The organism is Endozoicomonas sp. ALC013 (genome assembly GCF_049310205.1).
Lineage (GTDB): Bacteria > Pseudomonadota > Gammaproteobacteria > Pseudomonadales > Endozoicomonadaceae > Endozoicomonas.
Genome location: NZ_JBLYNS010000004.1, coordinates 83,281 through 103,586, shown reverse-complemented (window position 1 = coordinate 103,586; position 20,306 = coordinate 83,281). Strand labels below are relative to the sequence as shown.

General features: G+C 49.2%; 16 protein-coding genes. 2 read left to right on the top strand and 14 right to left on the bottom strand.

Going from position 1 to position 20,306, the window contains the following annotated elements; translation table 11 throughout:
• The 11 genes from recO to rpoE form a co-directional block, all read right to left on the bottom strand.
• Nucleotides 1–732: DNA repair protein RecO (gene recO, locus ACO6V1_RS02015; protein WP_422465588.1), on the bottom strand; the 732-nt coding region annotated here is incomplete at its 3' end.
• Nucleotides 729–1,700 (bottom strand): GTPase Era, encoded by a 972-nt coding sequence (gene era / locus ACO6V1_RS02010; RefSeq protein ID WP_422448354.1) that lies wholly within the window; start codon nucleotides 1,698–1,700, stop codon nucleotides 729–731. The genes era and recO, both read right to left, overlap by 4 nt.
• A 15-nt stretch (nucleotides 1,701–1,715) precedes the next feature.
• Nucleotides 1,716–2,402, bottom strand: a complete 687-nt coding sequence (gene rnc / locus ACO6V1_RS02005; RefSeq protein ID WP_422448356.1) for a ribonuclease III — start codon at nucleotides 2,400–2,402, stop codon at nucleotides 1,716–1,718.
• Nucleotides 2,399–2,773 (bottom strand): DUF4845 domain-containing protein, encoded by a 375-nt coding sequence (locus ACO6V1_RS02000; protein ID WP_422448358.1) that lies wholly within the window; start codon nucleotides 2,771–2,773, stop codon nucleotides 2,399–2,401. Before ACO6V1_RS02000 ends, rnc begins: the two co-directional genes overlap by 4 nt.
• 21 nt (nucleotides 2,774–2,794) lie before the next feature.
• Complete coding sequence (gene lepB / locus ACO6V1_RS01995) at nucleotides 2,795–3,604, bottom strand: signal peptidase I (protein WP_422448360.1); 810 nt, start codon at nucleotides 3,602–3,604, stop codon at nucleotides 2,795–2,797.
• A 32-nt stretch (nucleotides 3,605–3,636) separates the two neighbouring features.
• Complete coding sequence (gene lepA / locus ACO6V1_RS01990; protein WP_422448362.1) at nucleotides 3,637–5,436, bottom strand: translation elongation factor 4; 1,800 nt, start codon at nucleotides 5,434–5,436, stop codon at nucleotides 3,637–3,639.
• Nucleotides 5,437–5,688: 252 nt separating this feature from the next.
• Nucleotides 5,689–7,131, bottom strand: a complete 1,443-nt coding sequence (locus ACO6V1_RS01985) for a DegQ family serine endoprotease (protein WP_422448364.1) — start codon at nucleotides 7,129–7,131, stop codon at nucleotides 5,689–5,691.
• Nucleotides 7,132–7,254: 123 nt separating this feature from the next.
• Nucleotides 7,255–7,743 carry a SoxR reducing system RseC family protein gene (locus ACO6V1_RS01980; RefSeq protein ID WP_422465586.1) on the bottom strand — a complete coding sequence of 163 codons (489 nt, stop codon included), beginning with the start codon at nucleotides 7,741–7,743 and terminating at the stop codon, nucleotides 7,255–7,257.
• A gap of 86 nt (nucleotides 7,744–7,829) precedes the next feature.
• The gene (locus ACO6V1_RS01975) at nucleotides 7,830–8,849 is read right to left on the bottom strand and encodes a MucB/RseB C-terminal domain-containing protein (protein ID WP_422460821.1); all 1,020 of its coding nucleotides are present in this window, start codon (nucleotides 8,847–8,849) and stop codon (nucleotides 7,830–7,832) included.
• Complete coding sequence (locus ACO6V1_RS01970) at nucleotides 8,836–9,561, bottom strand: sigma-E factor negative regulatory protein (protein WP_422448370.1); 726 nt, start codon at nucleotides 9,559–9,561, stop codon at nucleotides 8,836–8,838. Before ACO6V1_RS01970 ends, ACO6V1_RS01975 begins: the two co-directional genes overlap by 14 nt.
• Before the next feature lie 38 nt (nucleotides 9,562–9,599).
• Nucleotides 9,600–10,187 (bottom strand): RNA polymerase sigma factor RpoE, encoded by a 588-nt coding sequence (gene rpoE, locus ACO6V1_RS01965; RefSeq protein ID WP_101746214.1) that lies wholly within the window; start codon nucleotides 10,185–10,187, stop codon nucleotides 9,600–9,602.
• 581 nt (nucleotides 10,188–10,768) lie between these two features.
• Here rpoE and nadB point away from each other — a divergent pair.
• Nucleotides 10,769–12,394, top strand: coding sequence for an L-aspartate oxidase (gene nadB, locus ACO6V1_RS01960; protein WP_422465584.1), 1,626 nt, complete (start codon nucleotides 10,769–10,771; stop codon nucleotides 12,392–12,394).
• 122 nt (nucleotides 12,395–12,516) lie between these two features.
• Here the strand turns inward: nadB and ACO6V1_RS01955 are convergent, their stop codons facing one another.
• Entirely contained in the window at nucleotides 12,517–12,984 is a 468-nt protein-coding gene (locus ACO6V1_RS01955; protein ID WP_422465582.1) for a protein YgfX, read from the bottom strand.
• Nucleotides 12,956–13,222, bottom strand: coding sequence for a succinate dehydrogenase assembly factor 2 (locus ACO6V1_RS01950; RefSeq protein WP_163370676.1), 267 nt, complete (start codon nucleotides 13,220–13,222; stop codon nucleotides 12,956–12,958). Before ACO6V1_RS01950 ends, ACO6V1_RS01955 begins: the two co-directional genes overlap by 29 nt.
• Nucleotides 13,223–13,344: 122 nt before the next feature.
• Between ACO6V1_RS01950 and ACO6V1_RS01945 the strand changes: the two genes are divergently transcribed.
• Nucleotides 13,345–14,391 (top strand): YgfZ/GcvT domain-containing protein, encoded by a 1,047-nt coding sequence (locus tag ACO6V1_RS01945; protein WP_422460829.1) that lies wholly within the window; start codon nucleotides 13,345–13,347, stop codon nucleotides 14,389–14,391.
• A 56-nt stretch (nucleotides 14,392–14,447) separates the two neighbouring features.
• Here ACO6V1_RS01945 and ACO6V1_RS01940 read toward each other — a convergent pair whose 3' ends face one another.
• A complete protein-coding gene (locus ACO6V1_RS01940; RefSeq protein ID WP_422465579.1) occupies nucleotides 14,448–20,255 on the bottom strand; it encodes a response regulator in 5,808 nt (1,935 codons plus the stop codon).
• Between the last annotated feature and the right edge of the window lie 51 nt (nucleotides 20,256–20,306).

Genomic DNA, 20,306 nt, shown 5'->3' with positions numbered 1-20,306 from the left:
GTAGGGCAGTCTATTCTCGGTCAGCCTCCTGGTAAACAGCATGCGGCTCTGCATCGGCCTGTCTCCGATAAGCGGTTTCATGGCCTGCCTGGTAAAACGCTTGAAACCAGGATAGAAATCAGCATTGGTGAAATCCCTGGCCGAGAGTGCTTGCAGCAACTCTGCGGTGTAGCAAAACGGTCTCTCATGGTAGCTGACTTGTCCATGGGTCGGTACCAGCCCATGCTCAGGTTCAAAGCGGTAAACCATGCCTTGTTTTAAAGGCGCGCCGCTGACCACGTCCCAGTCAAGCGGTGGAGCATAGCCGCAGAGTTCCAGCAAATCCAGTTCAAAGGAACGGAGCAATGGCTCAAGAGGCACGTTCTGATGAAGATGGGCCAATAGGTCCCGGTATAATTCCGTCACGCCATCCACCAGCTGCCCCGGAATCATTGATCGCATCAGCAACTCATTGGCATAGAACCCGCAATAAAGCCGTTCACCAGTCAGAAAGGTAAAGCGATCAAGCTCCAGATCAACCAGTGTTTTCAGCTCACTTCGCCCTTTCCAGCGCACCAGTACCTGATGAAAAGGCTGTAACAGCGAAGCCAGCCGGGACTTTGACTGCCTGACTCCCCGAACCACCATGGCCACACGGCCATGACCTTCCACTAAGAACTCAGCAATCACTGAGCGCTCTTTATAAGAGCGCCGATGCAGTAACCAGGCTTTATGGAATTCATTACCAATCACAGGTTGTGATCATACCCCAGACTTTTCAGGGCACGCTCATCGTCAGACCAGCCTGCCTTGACCTTAACCCAAAGGTTCAGCATGACTTTTGAGTCGAACATGTGCTCCATATCTTTGCGGGCCTCCTGTCCGATTTTTTTCAGTCGTGCTCCCCGGTCACCAATAACAATGGCTTTCTGGCCCGCTCTCTCCACAAGAATCAAGGCACTGATGGTCAACAGTGGACCTTTCGGCCGCAACTCATGCTTGAACTCTTCAATCTCCACCGTCACGTCATAAGGCAGCTCATCACCCAGCTGACGCATGACCTTCTCCCGCACCAGCTCAGCGGCAAGAAAACGGGAACTGCGGTCCGTCAGCTGATCTTCAGGAAAATGATGGACGCCTGCCGGAATCAGCCGGGTAATCATTCCATCCAGCTGTTTCAGATTATGGCCGTGCTGCGCAGAGATGGGCACCACCCCATGAAAATCCATTTTTGTTGACAGAGACTCAAGGTGCGGGATCAATTGCCCCTTATCCGTGATCTTGTCCACTTTATTAATCGCAAGAATAACCGGACAGCGGGCACCCTGTACCTTTTCAAGGACCATCTGATCCTCTTCATTCCAGGTCAGGCGGTCAACCACAAAAACAATGGCATCAATACCCGCCAGGGCACTGCTGGCCGCTTTATTCATATAGCGGTTGATCGCTTTTTTCTGCACCTTGTGCATGCCCGGCGTATCAACATAGACCGTTTGAACCCCCTGCTCCGTCTTGATACCCAGAACCTGATGGCGGGTAGTCTGGGGGCGGCGGGAGGTAATGGAAAGCTTCTGGCCGAGAAGGTGATTCAACAGGGTTGATTTGCCAACATTGGGTCTGCCAACAATGGCGACGTAGCCACAGCGGCTGTGTTCCGAAACGGTATCGGAAAGGCTGAGTTCATGAGCAGCTGGCTCTTCTCGATTTACATCAGATGTCATCTGTTTTCTGCGCTCTTAATGATCAACGCCAAGCAACTTCAATGCATTGCGAGCCGCCTGCTGTTCAGCACCACGACGACTCGACCCTTCCCCCTTCGACGGCTCATCCAGACATTCCAGTTCACAAATCACTGAAAAGTGCTGGTCATGAGCTTCCCCCTGAATATCTGTCACTTGATATTTTGGCAGTGACTGCTGCCGCGCCTGCAGATATTCCTGCAAGCGGGTCTTCGGATCTTTATTCTGCTCATCCGTCGTGGTCAGTTGATCCAGACGAGTGGTAAACCAGATGCGAATTCGCTGGTGACAAACGGCCATACCGGCATCCAGGTAAATCGCACCAATAATGGCCTCAACCGCATCCGCAAGAATGGACTCCCGCCTGAAGCCACCACTTTTCAACTCACCGGAGCCAAGACGAAGAAAGTCGCCCAGTTCAAACTCCCGGCCAAGCTCGGCCAGGGTTACACCGCGCACCATTCGAGCCCGCAGGCGGCTCAACTGCCCTTCTTTGGCATCGGGAAAGCGCTCATAGAGGGCTTCAGCAATAACAAAGTTGACAATCGAGTCGCCAAGGAACTCCAATCGCTCATTGTTACGACTGCCAAAGCTGCGATGGGTGAGCGCCAGCGCCAACAGGCTCTGATTGGAAAATTCATGCCCTAACTTTTTCTGCAGTCGGGCAAGTTCAAGCGTTTTCACTGAGTTCCAGCTTTCCAGTTATGTTCAAACGTTAATACCAGATCAACGTTATGGAAAAAATGAATCCGTCGCTCGTAGTCAATATCGACAACGACAACACCGTTTTCGCGGGTGACCTTAACCTCATTGCGATCAAGCTTGATCAGGTTTAGCTGCAACCCTTTATTTATCCAGGTTCTCACCTGGGTAACGGATGCAGTGGCAGAGCCTGGCCGGTCAGTTAATGAAGATACCACCTGCTTCACAGAGTGATCATCCATATAAAAGGGCACAACCTTAACCGCAAAAGACAACAATAGTCCACCAATTAACAGGTAAAACAGCCAACTGACTGCACTACTGCCTCGTTGTCGGCTCTTCATACCATACATAAGATTCTCTCCTTGGACAGCTTACTCAATCACCCCGTTGTTCTTAAAGCCGGGAAGTTGAGTCCAGCTCGGCCAGTGCATCCAGATGTAAACCGCCTTACCAACAATATTCTGTTCAGGAACATAGCCCCAATACCGGCTGTCATTGCTTCGGTCACGGTTATCCCCCATGACGAAGTACATGCCGTCAGGCACAACCCACTCACCTTCAGCCCGGAAATCATGACTGGTCAGCTCTTTACGAACCTGGTAGCGCTTGCCTTCATCACCTTCGTTATAGAGACGATAAATGGATCGGGCATCACTGAGTTGTGCCACAAACTCTTCAGGAACCGCCTGGCCGTTCACCGTCAGCCGCTTGTCCATATATTGCACAACGTCGCCAGGCAAACCGATCACACGCTTGATAAAGTTGATATTTTCTTTCCCTGGCTGTTTAAACACCATCACATCACCACGATCAGGCTCACCGATGGCAAGCACCTTGGTACCTGACACGGGCAAACGCAAACCGTAACTGTATTTATTAACCAGAATAAAATCACCCACTTCCAGGGTCGGAATCATGGAGCCAGATGGAATTTGAAAAGGTTCGAACAAAAAGGATCGAATCACCAGAACAAACAGCAAAACCGGGAAGATAGACTTGGAGGTCTCAACCACGGTAGGCTCCCTGGCCAGCTTCTCAAGGGCGTCATCGTCTCCGCCCTCGGCACCGAGCATGGCAACAGCAGCCTTTCGCCTTGGTAACAAAAAAAGTCGGTCAATCAGTGCGATGATACCTGTAACAACAACCGACAGTACCAATAGCAGCGGAAAGTTAAAATCCATGGCTGTTTTTCTCTTATGTAATCAATGGTGAATTATTTGTCGACCTTTAGAACTGCCAGGAAAGCCTCCTGAGGAATTTCCACACGCCCAACCTGCTTCATCCGTTTCTTACCGGCCTTCTGTTTTTCCAGCAGTTTACGCTTACGACTCACGTCACCACCATAGCATTTCGCAGTGACGTTCTTTCTGAGCGCTTTTACCGTGGTCCGGGCAATAATCTGCCCACCAATGGCCGCCTGAATGGCAACATCAAACATCTGGCGGTGAATGATCTCTTTCATTTTTTCCGTCAGCACCCGTCCGCGGGAAACGGCGTGATCCTTATGCACAATAACCGCCAGTGCATCGACTTTTTCACCATTGATCAGAATATCCACCCGAACCATTTTAGCGGTTTCAAAACGATCAAAAGAGTAGTCCAGAGAAGCAAACCCCCTGCTCACCGATTTCAGTCGGTCAAAGAAATCCAGCACCACCTCGTTCATCGGAATATCGTAGGTCAGTGAGACCTGACCACCCGTGAACTGCATATCTTTCTGTACGCCGCGCTTTTCAACGCAGAGAGAAATCACATTACCGAGATATTCCTGGGGTACCAGAATATTGGCCCGGGAAATGGGTTCACGAATTTCGTCAATACCTGCAGGGTCAGGCAGTCTGGAAGGGTTATCAACTTCCACCACACTGCCGTTTTTCATATGACACTGATAGATTACCGTGGGAGCCGTGGTAATCAGATCCAGGTCATATTCCCGCTCAAGTCGCTCCTGAATGATCTCCATGTGCAGCATGCCCAGGAAGCCACAACGGAAACCAAAGCCCAGCGCGTCACTGCTCTCCGGCTCGTAAAACAGGGAGGCATCATTGAGACTCAGTTTTTCCAGCGCATCACGAAAATCTTCAAAGTCATCCGCACTGACCGGGAACAAGCCGGCATAGACCTGCGGCTTAACATGTTTAAAGCCTGGCAGCGCTGCAACATCCTGGGTTTTCAGATGAGTCAGGGTGTCACCGACGGGAGCACCTTGAATATCTTTGATACCGGCAACCACATAACCAACCTCACCGGCTTTAAGAACTCCGGTGGGCGTCCGCTTGGGCGTGAAAATACCGACATTATCCACAACATGAGACTGTTTGGTGGATTTAACGACGATCTTTTCTCCCTTGCGCAACGTACCGTTTTTCACCCGCACAAGAGACACCACACCCAGATAGTTATCAAACCAGGAATCGATGATCAGTGCCTGCAATGGCCCATTGATGTCACCTTCAGGAGCAGGAATAGTGGACACCAGTCGCTCAAGAACATCCTCAATGCCCAAACCACTCTTGGCAGAGCAGCGGACAGCATCGGTTGCGTCAATACCGATAATCTCTTCAATTTCCTGGGAGACCCGGTCTGGCTCTGCCTGGGGCAGATCCATTTTATTCAGCACGGGCATGACTTCCAGCCCCTGCTCTATGGCGGTGTAACAGTTAGCAACGGATTGTGCCTCAACACCCTGGGCCGCATCCACCACCAGAAGCGCACCTTCACAGGCCGCCAGGGAACGTGAAACTTCATAGGAAAAGTCAACGTGTCCTGGTGTATCGATAAAATTCAGCTGATAGGTATTACCATCTTTGGCATGATAATCCAGCGTCACACTCTGGGCCTTGATGGTGATGCCACGTTCACGCTCAAGCTCCATGGAATCAAGCACCTGGGCCTGCATTTCACGATCACTGAGCCCACCACAGGTTTGGATAAAACGGTCAGCCAGGGTTGATTTCCCATGATCAATATGGGCAATGATGGAAAAGTTCCTGATTAAGCTTAGGTCGCTCACGATAGTATCTACTGTAAAAACGTCACAAAAAGCGATCCCCGCAATCGCGGGGACCGTCTTGAATTAGGGAATTGGCCTGCGGATCAAACTGACTTACCGGCTGTTAAACAGCATGAATTGATTTTATTCATGCCTGTGGCTAAAGCTCCGGCAGCAATTAACACGTGTCTGACCTGCATAAATGATTCCATAATATTCTATAACATGTCAGCACACTACTCCATGGTCATATACCGTGCTATCCACATTTGATCACCCCTGTAACCGGAAGGTGATGTAGCCGGGATTCCCACCGCGAATAACCCGCATTGAAATTGAGCGGTTCCTGGGCAGTTTGGCTACCACTTTTTTGAATTCCGCTACCGTTGTCACACTGCTATTATTCAGGTCCGTGATAACATCGCCCTGACGCAACCCAATGGAACGGCCAGCACCCCGGTTAACTCCAATCACCACCAGCCCCTGAACATCCTCATCCAGGCGCAGCTTACTGCGATAATTCTCATCAAGCTCAGCTACCTGAACACCCAGAGGGTTTTTATCAGAAGGCGTCTTATCTCCCCTATGTTCAGGGGCACCACTGTTTTCATCCGGCAGCTCACCCACTACAACATCTACGGTCTTGCGCTTGCCATTGCGGATATATTCAAGCCTGGCTTTTTCGCCGGGTTTTATCACCCCCACCGACATTGGCAATACGCCTGAGCTGCTGATGACTCTTTCATTAAATCTGACAATAATGTCGCCGGGATGAAGCCTTGCCTTATCAGCCGGACCACCGGGAACCACCTGACTGATCAGCGCCCCCATGGGTTTTTCCAGACCAAACGATTCGGCAAGATCCCGATCCACATCCTGAATGGCGACCCCCAGCCATCCCCGGGTGACATAACCCTTCTCTTTCAGTTGATCAACCGCCCACATAACATGATCAACCGGTATGGCGAATGACAGCCCCATAAAACCGCCAGAGCGGGTAAAAATCTGGGAGTTAATTCCGATGACTTCGCCATTCATATTAAACAGCGGACCACCCGAGTTACCCGGATTGATAGGGACATCGGTTTGAATAAACGGGACATAGGAGTCGCTGGGCAGGCTTCTATTCAGAGCGCTGATAATGCCTTTGGTAATCGAGTATTCAAAATTAAACGGAGACCCAATTGCTGCTACCCATTGACCAGATTTAACACTCTCGGAATCACCAAGTTTAACGACGGGCAGACTGCGGTCATTGTTAATTTTTAACAGCGCCAGATCCGAACGCTTATCGGCACCGATAAGTTCTGCAGAACGCTCACTCCTGTCACTGAGTCTGACAATAATCTGATCAGCACCTTCGATAACATGGTTATTGGTCAGAATGTAACCGTCTGACGAGATAATAAAGCCAGAACCGAGTGACATCGGTTGAGAACGTCCGGAAGGGTTTTCATCAGGCAGCGGGATACCAAAGTAACGGCGGAAAATTTCAGGAATCTCCTCCCCGCCCGGCCCATATATTGACGGTCTCGCTTTTGGCGTGGCCAGAGTACTGATATTCACTACCGCTGGTGATGCCTGTTCAAACAATGCCGCAAAATCTGGCAGCCCGGAACCCCTGACTGAAGCATTTGCCAGTGTTGCGTAAAACAAAAGCAGGGAAAACCCAACGTTATAAAGTGACTTTTTGCAGAGAAAAAACACCCTACTCATATTATGTTTTCTCCAGTATTCGACTATTGAAAAAACTCACCGGAGCCATACGCTCCTGCGATATTATTTATAATTACGTGATAACAAGGCGACCCGGCAGCATCAGAAATAAAACAAGAAAACTCATTCCTGCCTGGAAGAAAGCGTTCGCCCAGAGGAGCTGCCTGATAACGACAAATTGTCAGAGGGTAATACCCTTACCACATCAACACGGCACATATCAGCTGACCTATTCCCAAATAACCTTACTGCACAAAAGCCACATGCCAGGAGCAAACCAGCTGAGACAAGCAGCAGCCAATCTGCTGCCCCCATTACAGAGGACAACCAGATGCCAGCCATCATAAGCAGAAGCGGGAAGAGATAAATCAGAAAAGAAGCCTTTAGCAAGGAGCCTTCCGGAATACCGACCACAACCATGTCACCCTCTTTCACTACCCAGGGACAAACCGCTTTGATATATGAAAAGGATGAGCCGACCCTGTACTTTTCAAAGAGATGCTGCCCACAACCATTTCGGGCACTACAGCTTGAACAACCGGACTGTCTGATTGTTTCAACCCAGACAAAATCACGCTCTACAGCCACAACTCGTCCCTGCTCTTCTATCATATTCCTGAAAACCTGATATAGATCGGTAACGAAATAATACAAAAAAAACCAGTCTTCAAGTCCAGCAAACTTACTTGATCATTACATCAAGGCTTTATTTTTACCGGACGAACAGATACAGCCACCCTCTCTGCCGTCCCCAGAGGAATATCACCAACAACCGTCACATGGAAGTACTGATTACCCTCTCTGTAAATCTTTGAAACCGCCGAAAGAGCACCGATTTGTTCAGAAGCCTGACTTAGCACCCTAGTATCATCCTGCTCAACAAAGACAGAGAAACTGGCAATTCCATCAGAAAAAATCAAAGCATCTACATCGTGCTTGCTGACCGGAGAAGGACGGACGGTGCTGTTTTCCAGCACAAAGCCATCAGGCAGCCAGCCCGTTTCCCATTCCGGGGGCACATCAGGTTTCTCTGAGTGTTCCGGGTTGCTTTTTAACTGAATAGTTTCATCGACACCGGAGGGCTTGCGGTCCAGAAGTGCCAGAACATCATCTGACAGCTGACCAATATTCAGGGAAGTGAACTGCAGTCGCTCAATTATTTTACCCTGATCATCAACCAGCACTGATTTCAACAACAGTGAGGATACTCGGTCAAGCCATAGCTGATAGCCATAACGGAAACGATCTTTCGGCAGCACAAGCAACAGCACGGCTTCTCGACCAGCAACGCGGTCAATACCTACAATTTTCAAGTCATAGAAACGCTCAGATACACCAGACTGGAACTTGCTTACTACCGGCATCAATGAACCATGCTGAAACCTGGTCACCCCTTCGTTATAACTGGAAAAGAAAAGTTCATTTCCGGAGCGTATAACTTCCCGGGGAGCACCATCCAGATAGAGAATGCGTTCTTTTTCCGATATATTCTCAGCTTCAGCCTGATGAACAACACTTAATGTCTGCAACTGTGCTCCCTGCTGATAAACAAACTCTCCCTGAAAGCTCAGACTTTTGGCGGAAGCAGCCATTCTTTCAAGCAGGTAACCTGCATCGGGTGATGTTTCCGCAGACACAAAGCCACTGACAAAAAAACATAGAACCAGTAACTTTCCGGTAATCCATTGCATCTGTTTCATAAATTTATTGGTTGTCAAAACTGGTCAATCTGGCAAATGACAAAATACTCTGGCCACTTCCCATTGCAGAAAGCTCTGCATGCTGAAGTGCATAGGCATGAAAACGCTCCCTGGTTGCCCTGTCAGCAAGACTCTGGGCATAAGCAAGTTGTTCAGGGGTAATACCGTCATGCTGCCTTGAGTTGTACCCGGCACGAATACCCAATGCACCGTAATCGTTATGACCCGATTGCGCCAGCTGCACTGGCTGAGTCAGGGTAACCGGTTCATTTTCAGCCAGAACCTGCAAATCAGGAGACGGATTACTGTTTCTGACCCCGACAACAATGGCAAAAGCCACCGAGGCTGCAACCGCAACCTTACCCAAAGAAGCCCATACATCCTCAAAAAAGCGACCGGGTACGGGACTGATCGCGGAAGAACCTTTTGTTTCAGAGACATTCTGCGCACCGGTAGTACCGGCCTCTTCCTGCTCTATGGCATTCATCACGCCCCTGGAAATATCGACATTGGCAAATTTGCTGCTATTACCACGGAGTGTCTCACCAATCAGCTGATAACGACCCGCAAGCGCCCGGAGGTCATCGTCCTTGCCGATGCTATCAATCACTCGACGCAATTCCAGCTCACTGGCCTGCCCATCCAGAGAAACCGATAAAGATTCTTTCAAATGTTCTCTGGCACTGTTTTGAGAACTCTTTTCACTCATAGACAAACCTCTGGTATTCATGCCGACCTTCACTCTGTCGCACATGAGTTAAACCCTGTTTAACCACTTTGCCCTAATAACGGTCTGATCTCACGATCAATGGCTTCACGAGCCCTGAAAATTCTGGACCGTACAGTACCTACCGGGCAATCCATAACATCGGCAATTTCTTCATAGCTGAGGCCATCAAACTCCCTCAACATTACTGCTGTTCTCAGTTCATCGGGTAAACGCTGAATGACATCATGGATAACCTGCTCGATTTCATTACAGTACAGGTTGCGCTCAGGGGTATCAACGACCCTCAAGGTAGTCGCTGTTTCCAGGAAGTCTGCATCATGAACATCGATATCAGACTCTGGCAATCTTCGCCCCTTGGATACCAGATGATTTTTGGCTGTATTGACAGCAATACGGTACAACCAGGTATAAAAAGAGCTGTCACCACGAAACTTATCCAGTGCACGGTACGCTTTTATAAAAGCCTCTTGCGTAACATCCTGAACTTCCTGAAAGTCACTGAGATAACCACCAACCAGCCCAAGAATACGGTGTTGATATTTAATAACCAACACATCATAAGCTCTCTTGTCACCCTGCTTTACACGATCAACCAACTGCTGATCAGTATCCGGACTATCAACCATTCAGGCATCTCCACCCATGCATGGCAGGAACACCATAAAAGGCACCATCGTGCAATAAAGGGTTTAGCTCAGCAGCAAGTATATAGACCATCAAAATGAAGAAAAGTTCCTGATATTTTCAATTTTTTACTTCAAAAGGTATCTGTCCACCACAACCCGGTTTATCCGGGTGTTGTAATTATATTGGAAAACCGACAGGTTATTTTTAGCACGTCAACGACACTACAGTAACTTCCAGACATTCTATATAATGCCCTGACAATGAACATTCCAGGTACCCGGCTGGCCCGGTGGAGAAAATACACAGGTCAGACAAGTTTACTCGGGCCTCTTGATTCAGGTCAGCAGCAATTTTAACATCGACCCGTAAAATAGCCTCTTTAGCCCGATGCACATAACCAGTAACTGTCATTAATCATACCGATAAATAGCTAAGCCACTCAATAAAGAACTCATCATGTTACTTATCCAGACATGTACAGTTCCACAGGCTAGCACATTAAAACCACACTGCATGCATTTTCCTGTGGATTATAGGAAGGATAAAAGATGTCGGAGTGACTTGATGACCGGGGAGCCTTATGCAACAGCCCTATAATTACGATGTAATCATCATTGGCTCTGGCGCAGCCGGACTGACCACGGCACTGCAGCTGCCTGATGATGCCAGAATAGCCATTTTCAGCAAAGACTCATTAAGCGCTGGCTCAACCTATTGGGCGCAGGGAGGCGTGGCGGCGGTATTGGACCAGACCGGTGACAATATCGACCAGCATGTGAAAGACACCCTGACCGCAGGCGCAGGCCTGTGTAACGAGTCGGCTGTTCGACATATCGTGGAGAATGGCAGAGAGAGTATTGAGTGGCTGATCAGCCAGGGCGTACCATTCACACCGGATCATACCGTTGACCGGCCCTTCGACTACCACCTGACACGGGAAGGTGGACACAGCTCCCGCAGAATCATTCACTCCGCAGATGCCACTGGCCGGGCTATTTCAGATACCTTACTGGAACAGGCAAGGTTAAAGCCGAACATAGACCTTTACGACCATCACCTGGCTGTAGACCTGATCACCACCAGCAAACTGGAACCTCAGATTCACCAGCATGAACCGCGCTGCGTTGGTGTCTATATACTCGACCTTCTATCAGACCAGGTGCATGCCTTCAAGAGCCGCTGTACCGTGCTTGCCTCCGGAGGTGCCAGTAAAACCTACCTTTATACCAGTAACACCGATGGTGCGTCCGGAGATGGCATTGCCATGGCCTGGCGGGCAGGCTGCCGGGTTGCCAATATGGAGTTTAATCAATTTCACCCGACCTGCCTCTACCACCCAAATGCCAAGTCGTTTCTGATTTCAGAAGCCGTTCGGGGCGAAGGCGGCCTGCTCAAACGAGCCGATGGCAGCCGGTTCATGCCAGACTACGACCACAGGGAAGAGCTGGCTCCCAGGGATATTGTGGCACGGGCCATTGACCATGAAATGAAGCGTTTGGGGTCAGACTGCCTTTACCTGGATATCAGCCATAAGCCGGCGGAGTTTATTCGCTCTCATTTTCCAACCATTTACGAGCGTTGCCTCAGCTACGATATCGACATCACCAAAGACCCAATCCCTATTGTTCCTGCTGCCCATTACACCTGTGGTGGAATACTGGTTGATAAAAACGGTCAAACCGACGTACAAGGCCTTTTTGCCGTTGGTGAGTGCAGTTTTACCGGCCTGCATGGTGCTAATCGGCTGGCCAGTAATTCACTGCTGGAGTGCTTTGTCACTGCCAAAAGCTGCGCCCGGATGATACGCGATACCATTGATCAATACCCACAACCACCCTCTCTGCCGAACTGGGATGAAAGCCAGGTAACAGATTCCGATGAAAATGTGGTTATCTCTCACAATTGGGATGAACTTCGCCGCTTTATGTGGGATTACGTGGGTATTGTCCGCACCACAAAACGTCTGCAAAGAGCAATGAATCGCGTTGAGCTGCTCCAATCGGAAATTCATGAGTTCTACAGCAATTTCAAAGTCAGCAATGACCTGATAGAGCTGCGCAACCTTGCCCAGGTATCTGAGCTGATTATTCGATGCGCCATGGCCAGAAAAGAGTCCCGCGGTTTACACTACACGCTGGATTACCTTCATACGAATCCTGTTCCTGAAGACACGATTCTGGTTCCAGAGAACTTCAGGGGCTGTTGACGTTTTGTGGATGTTCACCGAATCCGATCCTGAAGAATAACTTCAGGGATTACAGAGGCCTTAGTTGATAGAGACAGCAATGTCACAATGAAAACATTCAGGCCGAACACGATGGGCATGAACTATACGTGCCCCTCGCCCTTGCCACCAAACAGAGAGTGAGACTCAAGCATCAGCCTCAGCCTGAAACCATGCAGCTCAACCGGGTCAGCACTGTCTGGAAACAGAATCAGGCAGGAAGGGTGCCGCTTACCCTCAACTCTCAACTTAAAGCAAATCAATATTGAGGTGACAACAATTTCACCCTCAGGCCAGGCGCGATACCAGGCACCGCCAAGATTCACTCGCCACTGATCTTCCAGCAAACGAATTACAGAAATACTGGTCGGAAGACTCTGAGCAATAAATTGAAGGTAGCGTCGATAGAAATGCAAGGCGAGAACCATGGCCAGGGCAAATTTGACAACAGGCCAGACTGAACAAAGCCACAGTGCAACACAAGCTGCACCGTGGCTGATAAGCATCAAAACAAGGTGGTAACGGGAACTTCTTACATTAACTTCACAAAGACTCGCCTTTGTAGCGCCCACGCTCCAATACTCTGTCAACCATGCGGCTAAGAGCCTGATCTTCAGGCCTTGTACCACTCATAAACCAACTGAAGAGATCCGGATCTTCACACTCCAACAGGCGAACATAGGTTAGCTGATCAGCTTCACTGAGCTCAGACAGCGCCTCCCTGGTAAAAGGTTCCAAAAGCACGTCAAGCTCAAGCATCCCACGACGACTTCGCCACTGCAGGCATTTCAGCTCATTTTCACCCAGCATCTTAGAATAACTCCTATTATGGATTTTGCCGGTTATTATACCTTTAAATTCGCAGCAATAATCTTCTATTATGCCAGCAAGTATTAAATGCAATTGCGGCAACCAGATAACAAGGTAATCAGATGGCCACCGACTGGAAGACCTACTTAACAACTCAGGGCGCTGTTTATAAAGAAGAGCGGTTGACAGGCTTTGCCAAAACACCACAGGCACTGGATGAAAATTCTGTCTCAGTACTCTCTGGCCACAGCATTATCAAAATCGATGGCACCGATCGCCAGAAGTTTTTGCAGGGACAGATTTCAACACATATGCTTCAGCTGGCTGCTCATCAATACAGCACCGGGGTGGCATGCTCCCCTAAAGGACGGATGTATACCAGTTTCAAAATCATGGACAATGGTGAAGACTACCTGTTGACCATGAACTCAGGTCTGACTGAAACCACTCTCGACACTCTGAAAAAGTACGCGGTTTTCTTTAAGGTTAATCTCACCAGTCAACCTGAGCACGTGGTTCTCGGCCTGTCCGGAGCCAATATCGACACCCTGCTGAGCAAAATGTTCCCCGACTCATCACTTCCAGAGCAAAACGAAGTTATCAAAGTCTCCGGCAATGGCTACCTTATAAAAGCCGCTGGTGTCAGGACTCGCTATGAGCTTTGGCTTCATCAGGATGACCTTCCTCTTTTATGGCCAGAACTGACCAAAGAGCTTACACCTGCAACGGAAGATTTCTGGTCGTTACTGAATATTGAGTCAGTCATTCCAGAGCTTTGTCAGGAAACCATCGATAAATACATTCCCCAACACCTCAATCAACCCTCCCTTGGCGGGGTCAGCTTCAGAAAAGGGTGCTATACCGGGCAGGAAATTGTGACCCGAATGCAAAACCTTGGTCAGCAGAAAAGCCGGTGTTACTGGTTGAGTCTGGAAAGCGCCGAACAACCTGACATTAACACCCGACTTTACAGCAGTAATGGTAAACCGGTTGGTGAAGTCATCCAGCGTGCCTGCAATGTCGAAAACGGCAACATTGAATTACTGGCGGTTATTCGGATTGAAGCGGCTGAAGCCAACGATGTCTTTCTGGATACAGAAAAAAGCCATCAGCTGCAGGTTCATGAAATACCCTATGCAATAGATCCAAAGGCCGAACTGCAAAAATAGTCGCCCCAGCCAATGCCACTCACCCAGAGTCATGACTCTGGGTGAGTGGCAAGCTATCAGCTGATTTTCTTTTTGATTTCCACCAGCACCCCATAGGCTTCGTCAAAGTCGTAACTGATAACCGCATCCTGAAATAACGTCAGCTCTTTGTGGTCAATCTGATCATTCAGTCCATGAATAAGCGTTGGCAGCAGAGAAACCACATCCACATCGCCTTCACTGAGCTTTTGCTCCATCTCATCAAGCAGTTCATTCAGCTCACCAACGGCAATAGCCCCCTCCCCGGCGGGTTCCAAACCTTCTTTTACCGGAGGCAAATGTTCAAGGCCTTCCATCACCTGTTCAAAGGCCAGCACAAACGAGTCCATCAAGCTGTTGTCAGGCATTTCAAATTGTCTGCGTAAACTATGCTCAAGTTGAGCAGCCTGATCATGCAGGCTGCTTGCCCCTAAGTTACCGGCAACCCCTTTCAATGCATGCACCAACTGGCAAGCCTCATGCCATTTGCCGGTTTCCAGAAGCCCTTCTAATTGGATCAGATCTTCCCGCTGGCCATGATAGAAGTCTGTCAAAAGCTTTTCATAAAGCGCCCGGTTGCCCTGAAGCCTCTGCAAACCATCGTCTACATCTATTCCCGGCAGTTTCAGGCAGGACGTATTCTCTGATGCCTGAGGCAAAGCAACAGTCTGATGCACATCGGTTTCTCCTGCCTGCAACCAGTGACGCACCATCTGCTTGAGAGCAGCAGGACTTAATGGCTTGGAAATATGATCATTCATTCCAGCCTGCAAACAGCGCTCCCGATCACCGGTCATGGCGTGTGCAGTCATGGCAATAATTACCAGCTTATCCTTGCCAAGCTTTCGCCTGATCTTCCGTGTTGCCTGATACCCATCCATTTCAGGCATCTGAATGTCCATAAAGACCAGGTCAAAGTCTTCGTGCTTCACCCGCTCTACCGCTTCGGCACCGTTCGTGACCATGACGACCTCAAGCCCCATGCCCTGTAACAGCTCACGGGCAACCTGCCGGTTGATTTCATTATCCTCAGCCAGCAGTATGCGGCCTTTAGGCATAATCTCACAAAATCGAGCTTCTTCGATGATTTCAGTTTTCGGATTATTCTGACACTGCAACAGGCGCAAAATAGTCTCTATCAAAACGCTGTGATTGACCGGTTTAATCAGAAAAGCATCCACTGTACCTGAGGCTTTTGCCATCAGCTCTTCCCGGCCATAGGCCGAAACCATCATCAGTTTGGGTTCCGGGGCAAGATTGAGTTTATGAATGCGTTCTGCCAGTTCAATGCCATCCATATCCGGCATTCTCCAGTCAAGCAGCACCAGAGAAACGGCCTTATCAGCACCGGAATTCTTCTCTTTCAGCAACGCCAGCGCTTCGTCACCATGGTTACTTTCCAGGGTTTCGCACCCGGATGTTTGCAAATGACTGATCAGAAGTGCTCTTGCTGTCGGGTTATCATCCACCACAAGCACACGGACCCCGGCAAGTGACCGCTCCAGAACCTGAGTCTGATGGGCAACACCCAGTTCAACGGTAAAGCAAAAAGTACTGCCCTTGCCGGGCTCTGAGGCAACAGAGATATCCCCATTCATCATGTACACAAGGTTTTTACAGATAGCCAGCCCCAGCCCGGTACCACCAAACTTCCGGGTTGTTGACCCATCAACCTGAGAAAATGACTGAAACAACTTATTCTGCTGCTGTTTACTGATACCAATGCCTGTATCGGCCACCGAGAACTGAAGTCTGACCACATCCTGCCTGCTGCTGACCAGCCTGACAGACACATTGACTTCGCCTTCACTGGTAAACTTGAGGGCATTATGGGTCAGGTTGATCAGTATCTGCCCAAGCCGGAGCGGATCACCCCGCAGATGTCTGGGCACATCCGACTGAATATCGTAAGTCAGTGTCAGGCCCTTTTCCCTGGCCTTGATACTGCTGAGGTTATAGACGTTGTCAAAAACGCCCCCAAGGTCAAATTCAATATTTTCCATATTGAGTTTGCCTGCCTCAATTCTTGAGAAGTCAAGAATGTCGTTGATGATACCCAGAAGGTCATGGGCAGATGACTGAATTTTACTGATGTAATCCCGCTGCTGATAAGAAAGCCTGGTTTCCTGAACCAGATGACTCAAGCCAATAATGGCATTCATCGGCGTACGGATCTCATGGCTCATATTGGCCAGAAAGTTACTTTTCGCCTGATTGGCCTGGTCAGCAACTTCTTTCGCCTTGCGCAACGCTTCTTCAGTCTGTTTTCGATCGGTGATATTGCGCCCGGAAGCAAAGAGGTACCCTTCTCCCTCATACTCCATATAGTTCGCAGTAATCTCCACTGGAAAAACAGTGCCATCGGATGTTTTTCGCAGCGTTTCATAGGTCATACCTTTTCTCAGCTCCAGCTGCTCCCAGAGCTTTTTCCAGGAACTCCGGGTAACCGCCGGGTTAATGTCCATGATGGACAGTTTCATCAACTCTTCCTGGGAAAATCCCAGGGCTTTACAGGCAGACTCATTGACATACTTGTGGTAACCATCCCTTCTGAACCAGTGAATATGATCACCGGCACTATCGAGGGAGAAACGGGCCATCGACAGCTCACGTTCCCGTTCAATCTGGCGAGTAATATCCACGGTTGTACCAATGACCCGAAGGGGTTTCCCCAGCTCATCCCTGAACACCACCTTCCCTTTGCTGCGAACATTACAATAACTGCCGTCTTTCCTGCGGATACGGTAAACAAACTGAAACGAGTTATCGGAAGTCTCCAGCTGTTGTTCAAAAAAATGAATGGTGGAAATTTTATCCTCTGGATGAAGCTGCTGTCGCCAGGTCCTGATATTGCCCAACAGTTCCCCGGGCTGGTAACCCAGCATGGTTTGATATCGGGGGCTTAAATACATGTTATCCCTGAGGACATCCCAGTCCCAGAGACCATCGGAAGCCGCATCCATTGCCAGCTGGTAACGTTCCTCACTGACTCTTAAGGCATCTTCCGCATGTTGACGATCACGGGCAACCGCCACCAGCTCACCCATTCGATGCAGCAAATCCATTTCATGGATATAGACCTGATATTTTTCCGGCGTATTGATCAATCCAATACCACCCACCACACGACCAAACAGCAACATAGGGGCATAGACCGCGATGGAAACCCCCAAATCATCCAGAATGGCAGCACCTTCAAGGTCCCCCTTCTGCAATATTTCATCACGAATAAGAATGTTGCCCTGATGTTTTTTCACCTCGCCATAAACACCGGAAAAGTCATGGTCAAACAGTGGCTCAAAAGCTGCGGGATCAGGATCAGGTCGGCATGACCAGTAATGCTCAATACGGGCCTGGGGCTCCCAGGAGAAGATGCAGACGGCTTCAGCATTGAGATAGCGCCCAAGCCGACTCAGAAAATAGTCATTGGCCCGATGCACCGGCTGGTCCATGAAATGCCTGGAAATATCACTCAGCAGGCGGTCCAGTTCGGAACGAACCCGCAGCCCTTCTTCTGCTTTTTCACGGTCAGCAATCTCGATGGTTAAACGACGATTCCAGTAAACAATGAGAATCAATGTCACCAGAATCAATACCAGACCAATAAACAACTCTTTATTAGGCCGCCACATGCCTCCCTGAATCGACAGCCAGCTGCTTTCAAGAGCCTCCCGGTCTTCCGGAGTAATGGTATCCACCGCTTTTTCCAGGATAGAGGCCAGTTCAGGAGAGTTGTTTCTCGATGCCATACTGAAGTCATAGTTAAAACCCGCTTCAGCAACCACCTGCAAGTTGGTTATTTTCATGCGCTCTATTTCATAACTTGCAGAAGCCAGGTTGACCACTATGGCATCAAGAACTCCACTGGCAACCTGATTCAAGCCTGTGGCAATATCCGGCATCTTGACAAAATTGATACCCGGGTAGTTCTGTTGAAAGATTTCATAAGTGACATAACCTGGCGTAAAACCAACCCTTTTCCCATTTAAATGGCCCGGAGAACGGATGCTTTTATCGGAATCACGGGCGAGGATCACGGCCGGCACACTGACAAATGGTTTGGTAAAATTCAGATAACGGCTGCGCTCTTCCGTTTTCTGTAACATCGCAACGGCATCAACATCATGGCGATAAGCCTGAATCAAGGCATTGGTCCATACGGGGTCCTGATGAAGCTGAAAGGTGATGCCCAGCCTGTCTTCCAACAGCTTGAGATAAGCTATGGTCATTCCCTGCCATTGCCCTCTTCTATCAATATAAGAAAATGGCGGTTTATTATTATCAACCAGAACACTGATCACCGGATTTTCAGCTAACCAGCGGCGCTCGGAATCACTCAGTTCAACCACTGAGCCGCTGTGGCGAAAATAGCGATCTCGACTACTGATAATCCAACGGTTTTCAATGGCACGGTACTCATCCGGTGTGATGGCCCGAAATCCATTATTCAACTCCGGCAATAAGTCTGCCGACCTGTTCAGCAAAAGGCCGGCCCCAACCGCCTCATTCAGATTAAAGTACTCGCTGGAGTTCACCTCCCCCACCAGACCATGGCGATTCAGGGCAGACCGGACAATCACCGGTTCGCCAAGAAATGCATCTATTTCTCCGGAGAACAGGCTCTCAATCATCTGGGAGACAGTACCATGTTCAATGGGATAAGCATCCGGCAACCAGCGCCGGACGAATTCCTCAGGGCTTGAAGAACCGATCACACCCAGCTTTTTACCATTTAAATCCGCCCCGGGATCACCCAGGTTGCTGTCAGGGCGAAAGTAAATTCGGGTATTCAATCCATAGTAAGGATTTGACAGCGCCATCCACTGGCTTCGTTCCATCGTCGGAGACACGGCAGCAATAACGTCGACCTTACCTTTTTGCAAAGCAGCTATGTTTTCACCAATAAGACCCATTCTGAATTTAATCGGTGTTCCTGTTTTTTCTGACCATAAGTTCCAGATATCAACAAACAGGCCTGAGGGTTTACCCAGTGCATTGATAAAAGACAGCGGGGAAAGGTCGGTCTCCAGGGCAACGACCAGACTTTCAGGATGACAATGAGTAAACCTGAACAGCTCTTCAATAAGATCTGCTTTGTCCTGATCAGAAATTTTCGCCACCCCATGCTCAATAACACGCACAAGATCCGTTCGACCCGGGGCAACAATGGCCTTGACTTCAACGGGTGGCAAAGGCGTTGGCACCACCTGAAATTCATCTTTAACACCCAGATTATGCAAGTAGTAGCTCAAGCTTGAACGACCGCCAAGTATCGCGTCGATCTCACGTTTGGATACTGCTGTGGCCATAGATGAGCCTGAAGTGAAGGGCACGACAACAGCTTCTGCATTAAAGCTTTTGAGGCAGGGCTGACAGTTATAACCTTTGATGTAGCCAACCCGGAGTTTCGCAATTACCTCCTCAAAGCTGCTTATCTGACTGCTTTTTCTGACAAAGAGAACAGGAACAAACGAGTGAATCGGTACACTCTCCAGACCATTCTTGCGCAACTGATCCTGCATGCCCGGTGGCAGGTAAGCCAGAACATCAACTTCAGAACCCTTAAGCTCGGCCTCAATTTTTTCCGGAGAAGACACCACAAACTGGATATCAACGTTGCTTTTTTCCGACCACAGTTCCCAGAGGTCATGAAACACACCGTCGGCCTCTCCCTCGCTGTTGGTAAACATCCAGGGCGCATCATCGGTAAAATAAGCAATTCTGATCGGCTTTTTATTACCCTCTGCATAAAGCCCCGTGCTAATGGGCAATATCAGGAAAAACAGCAGGAGTGATATCAAAGTCCGGGAAATCGTTCGGGAATAACGGCTCAGTGCGAAGGGCATAGTAATTCGGGATAAGTCAGGGAACCGGAAAGCGGGCTTATCTTACCCTGT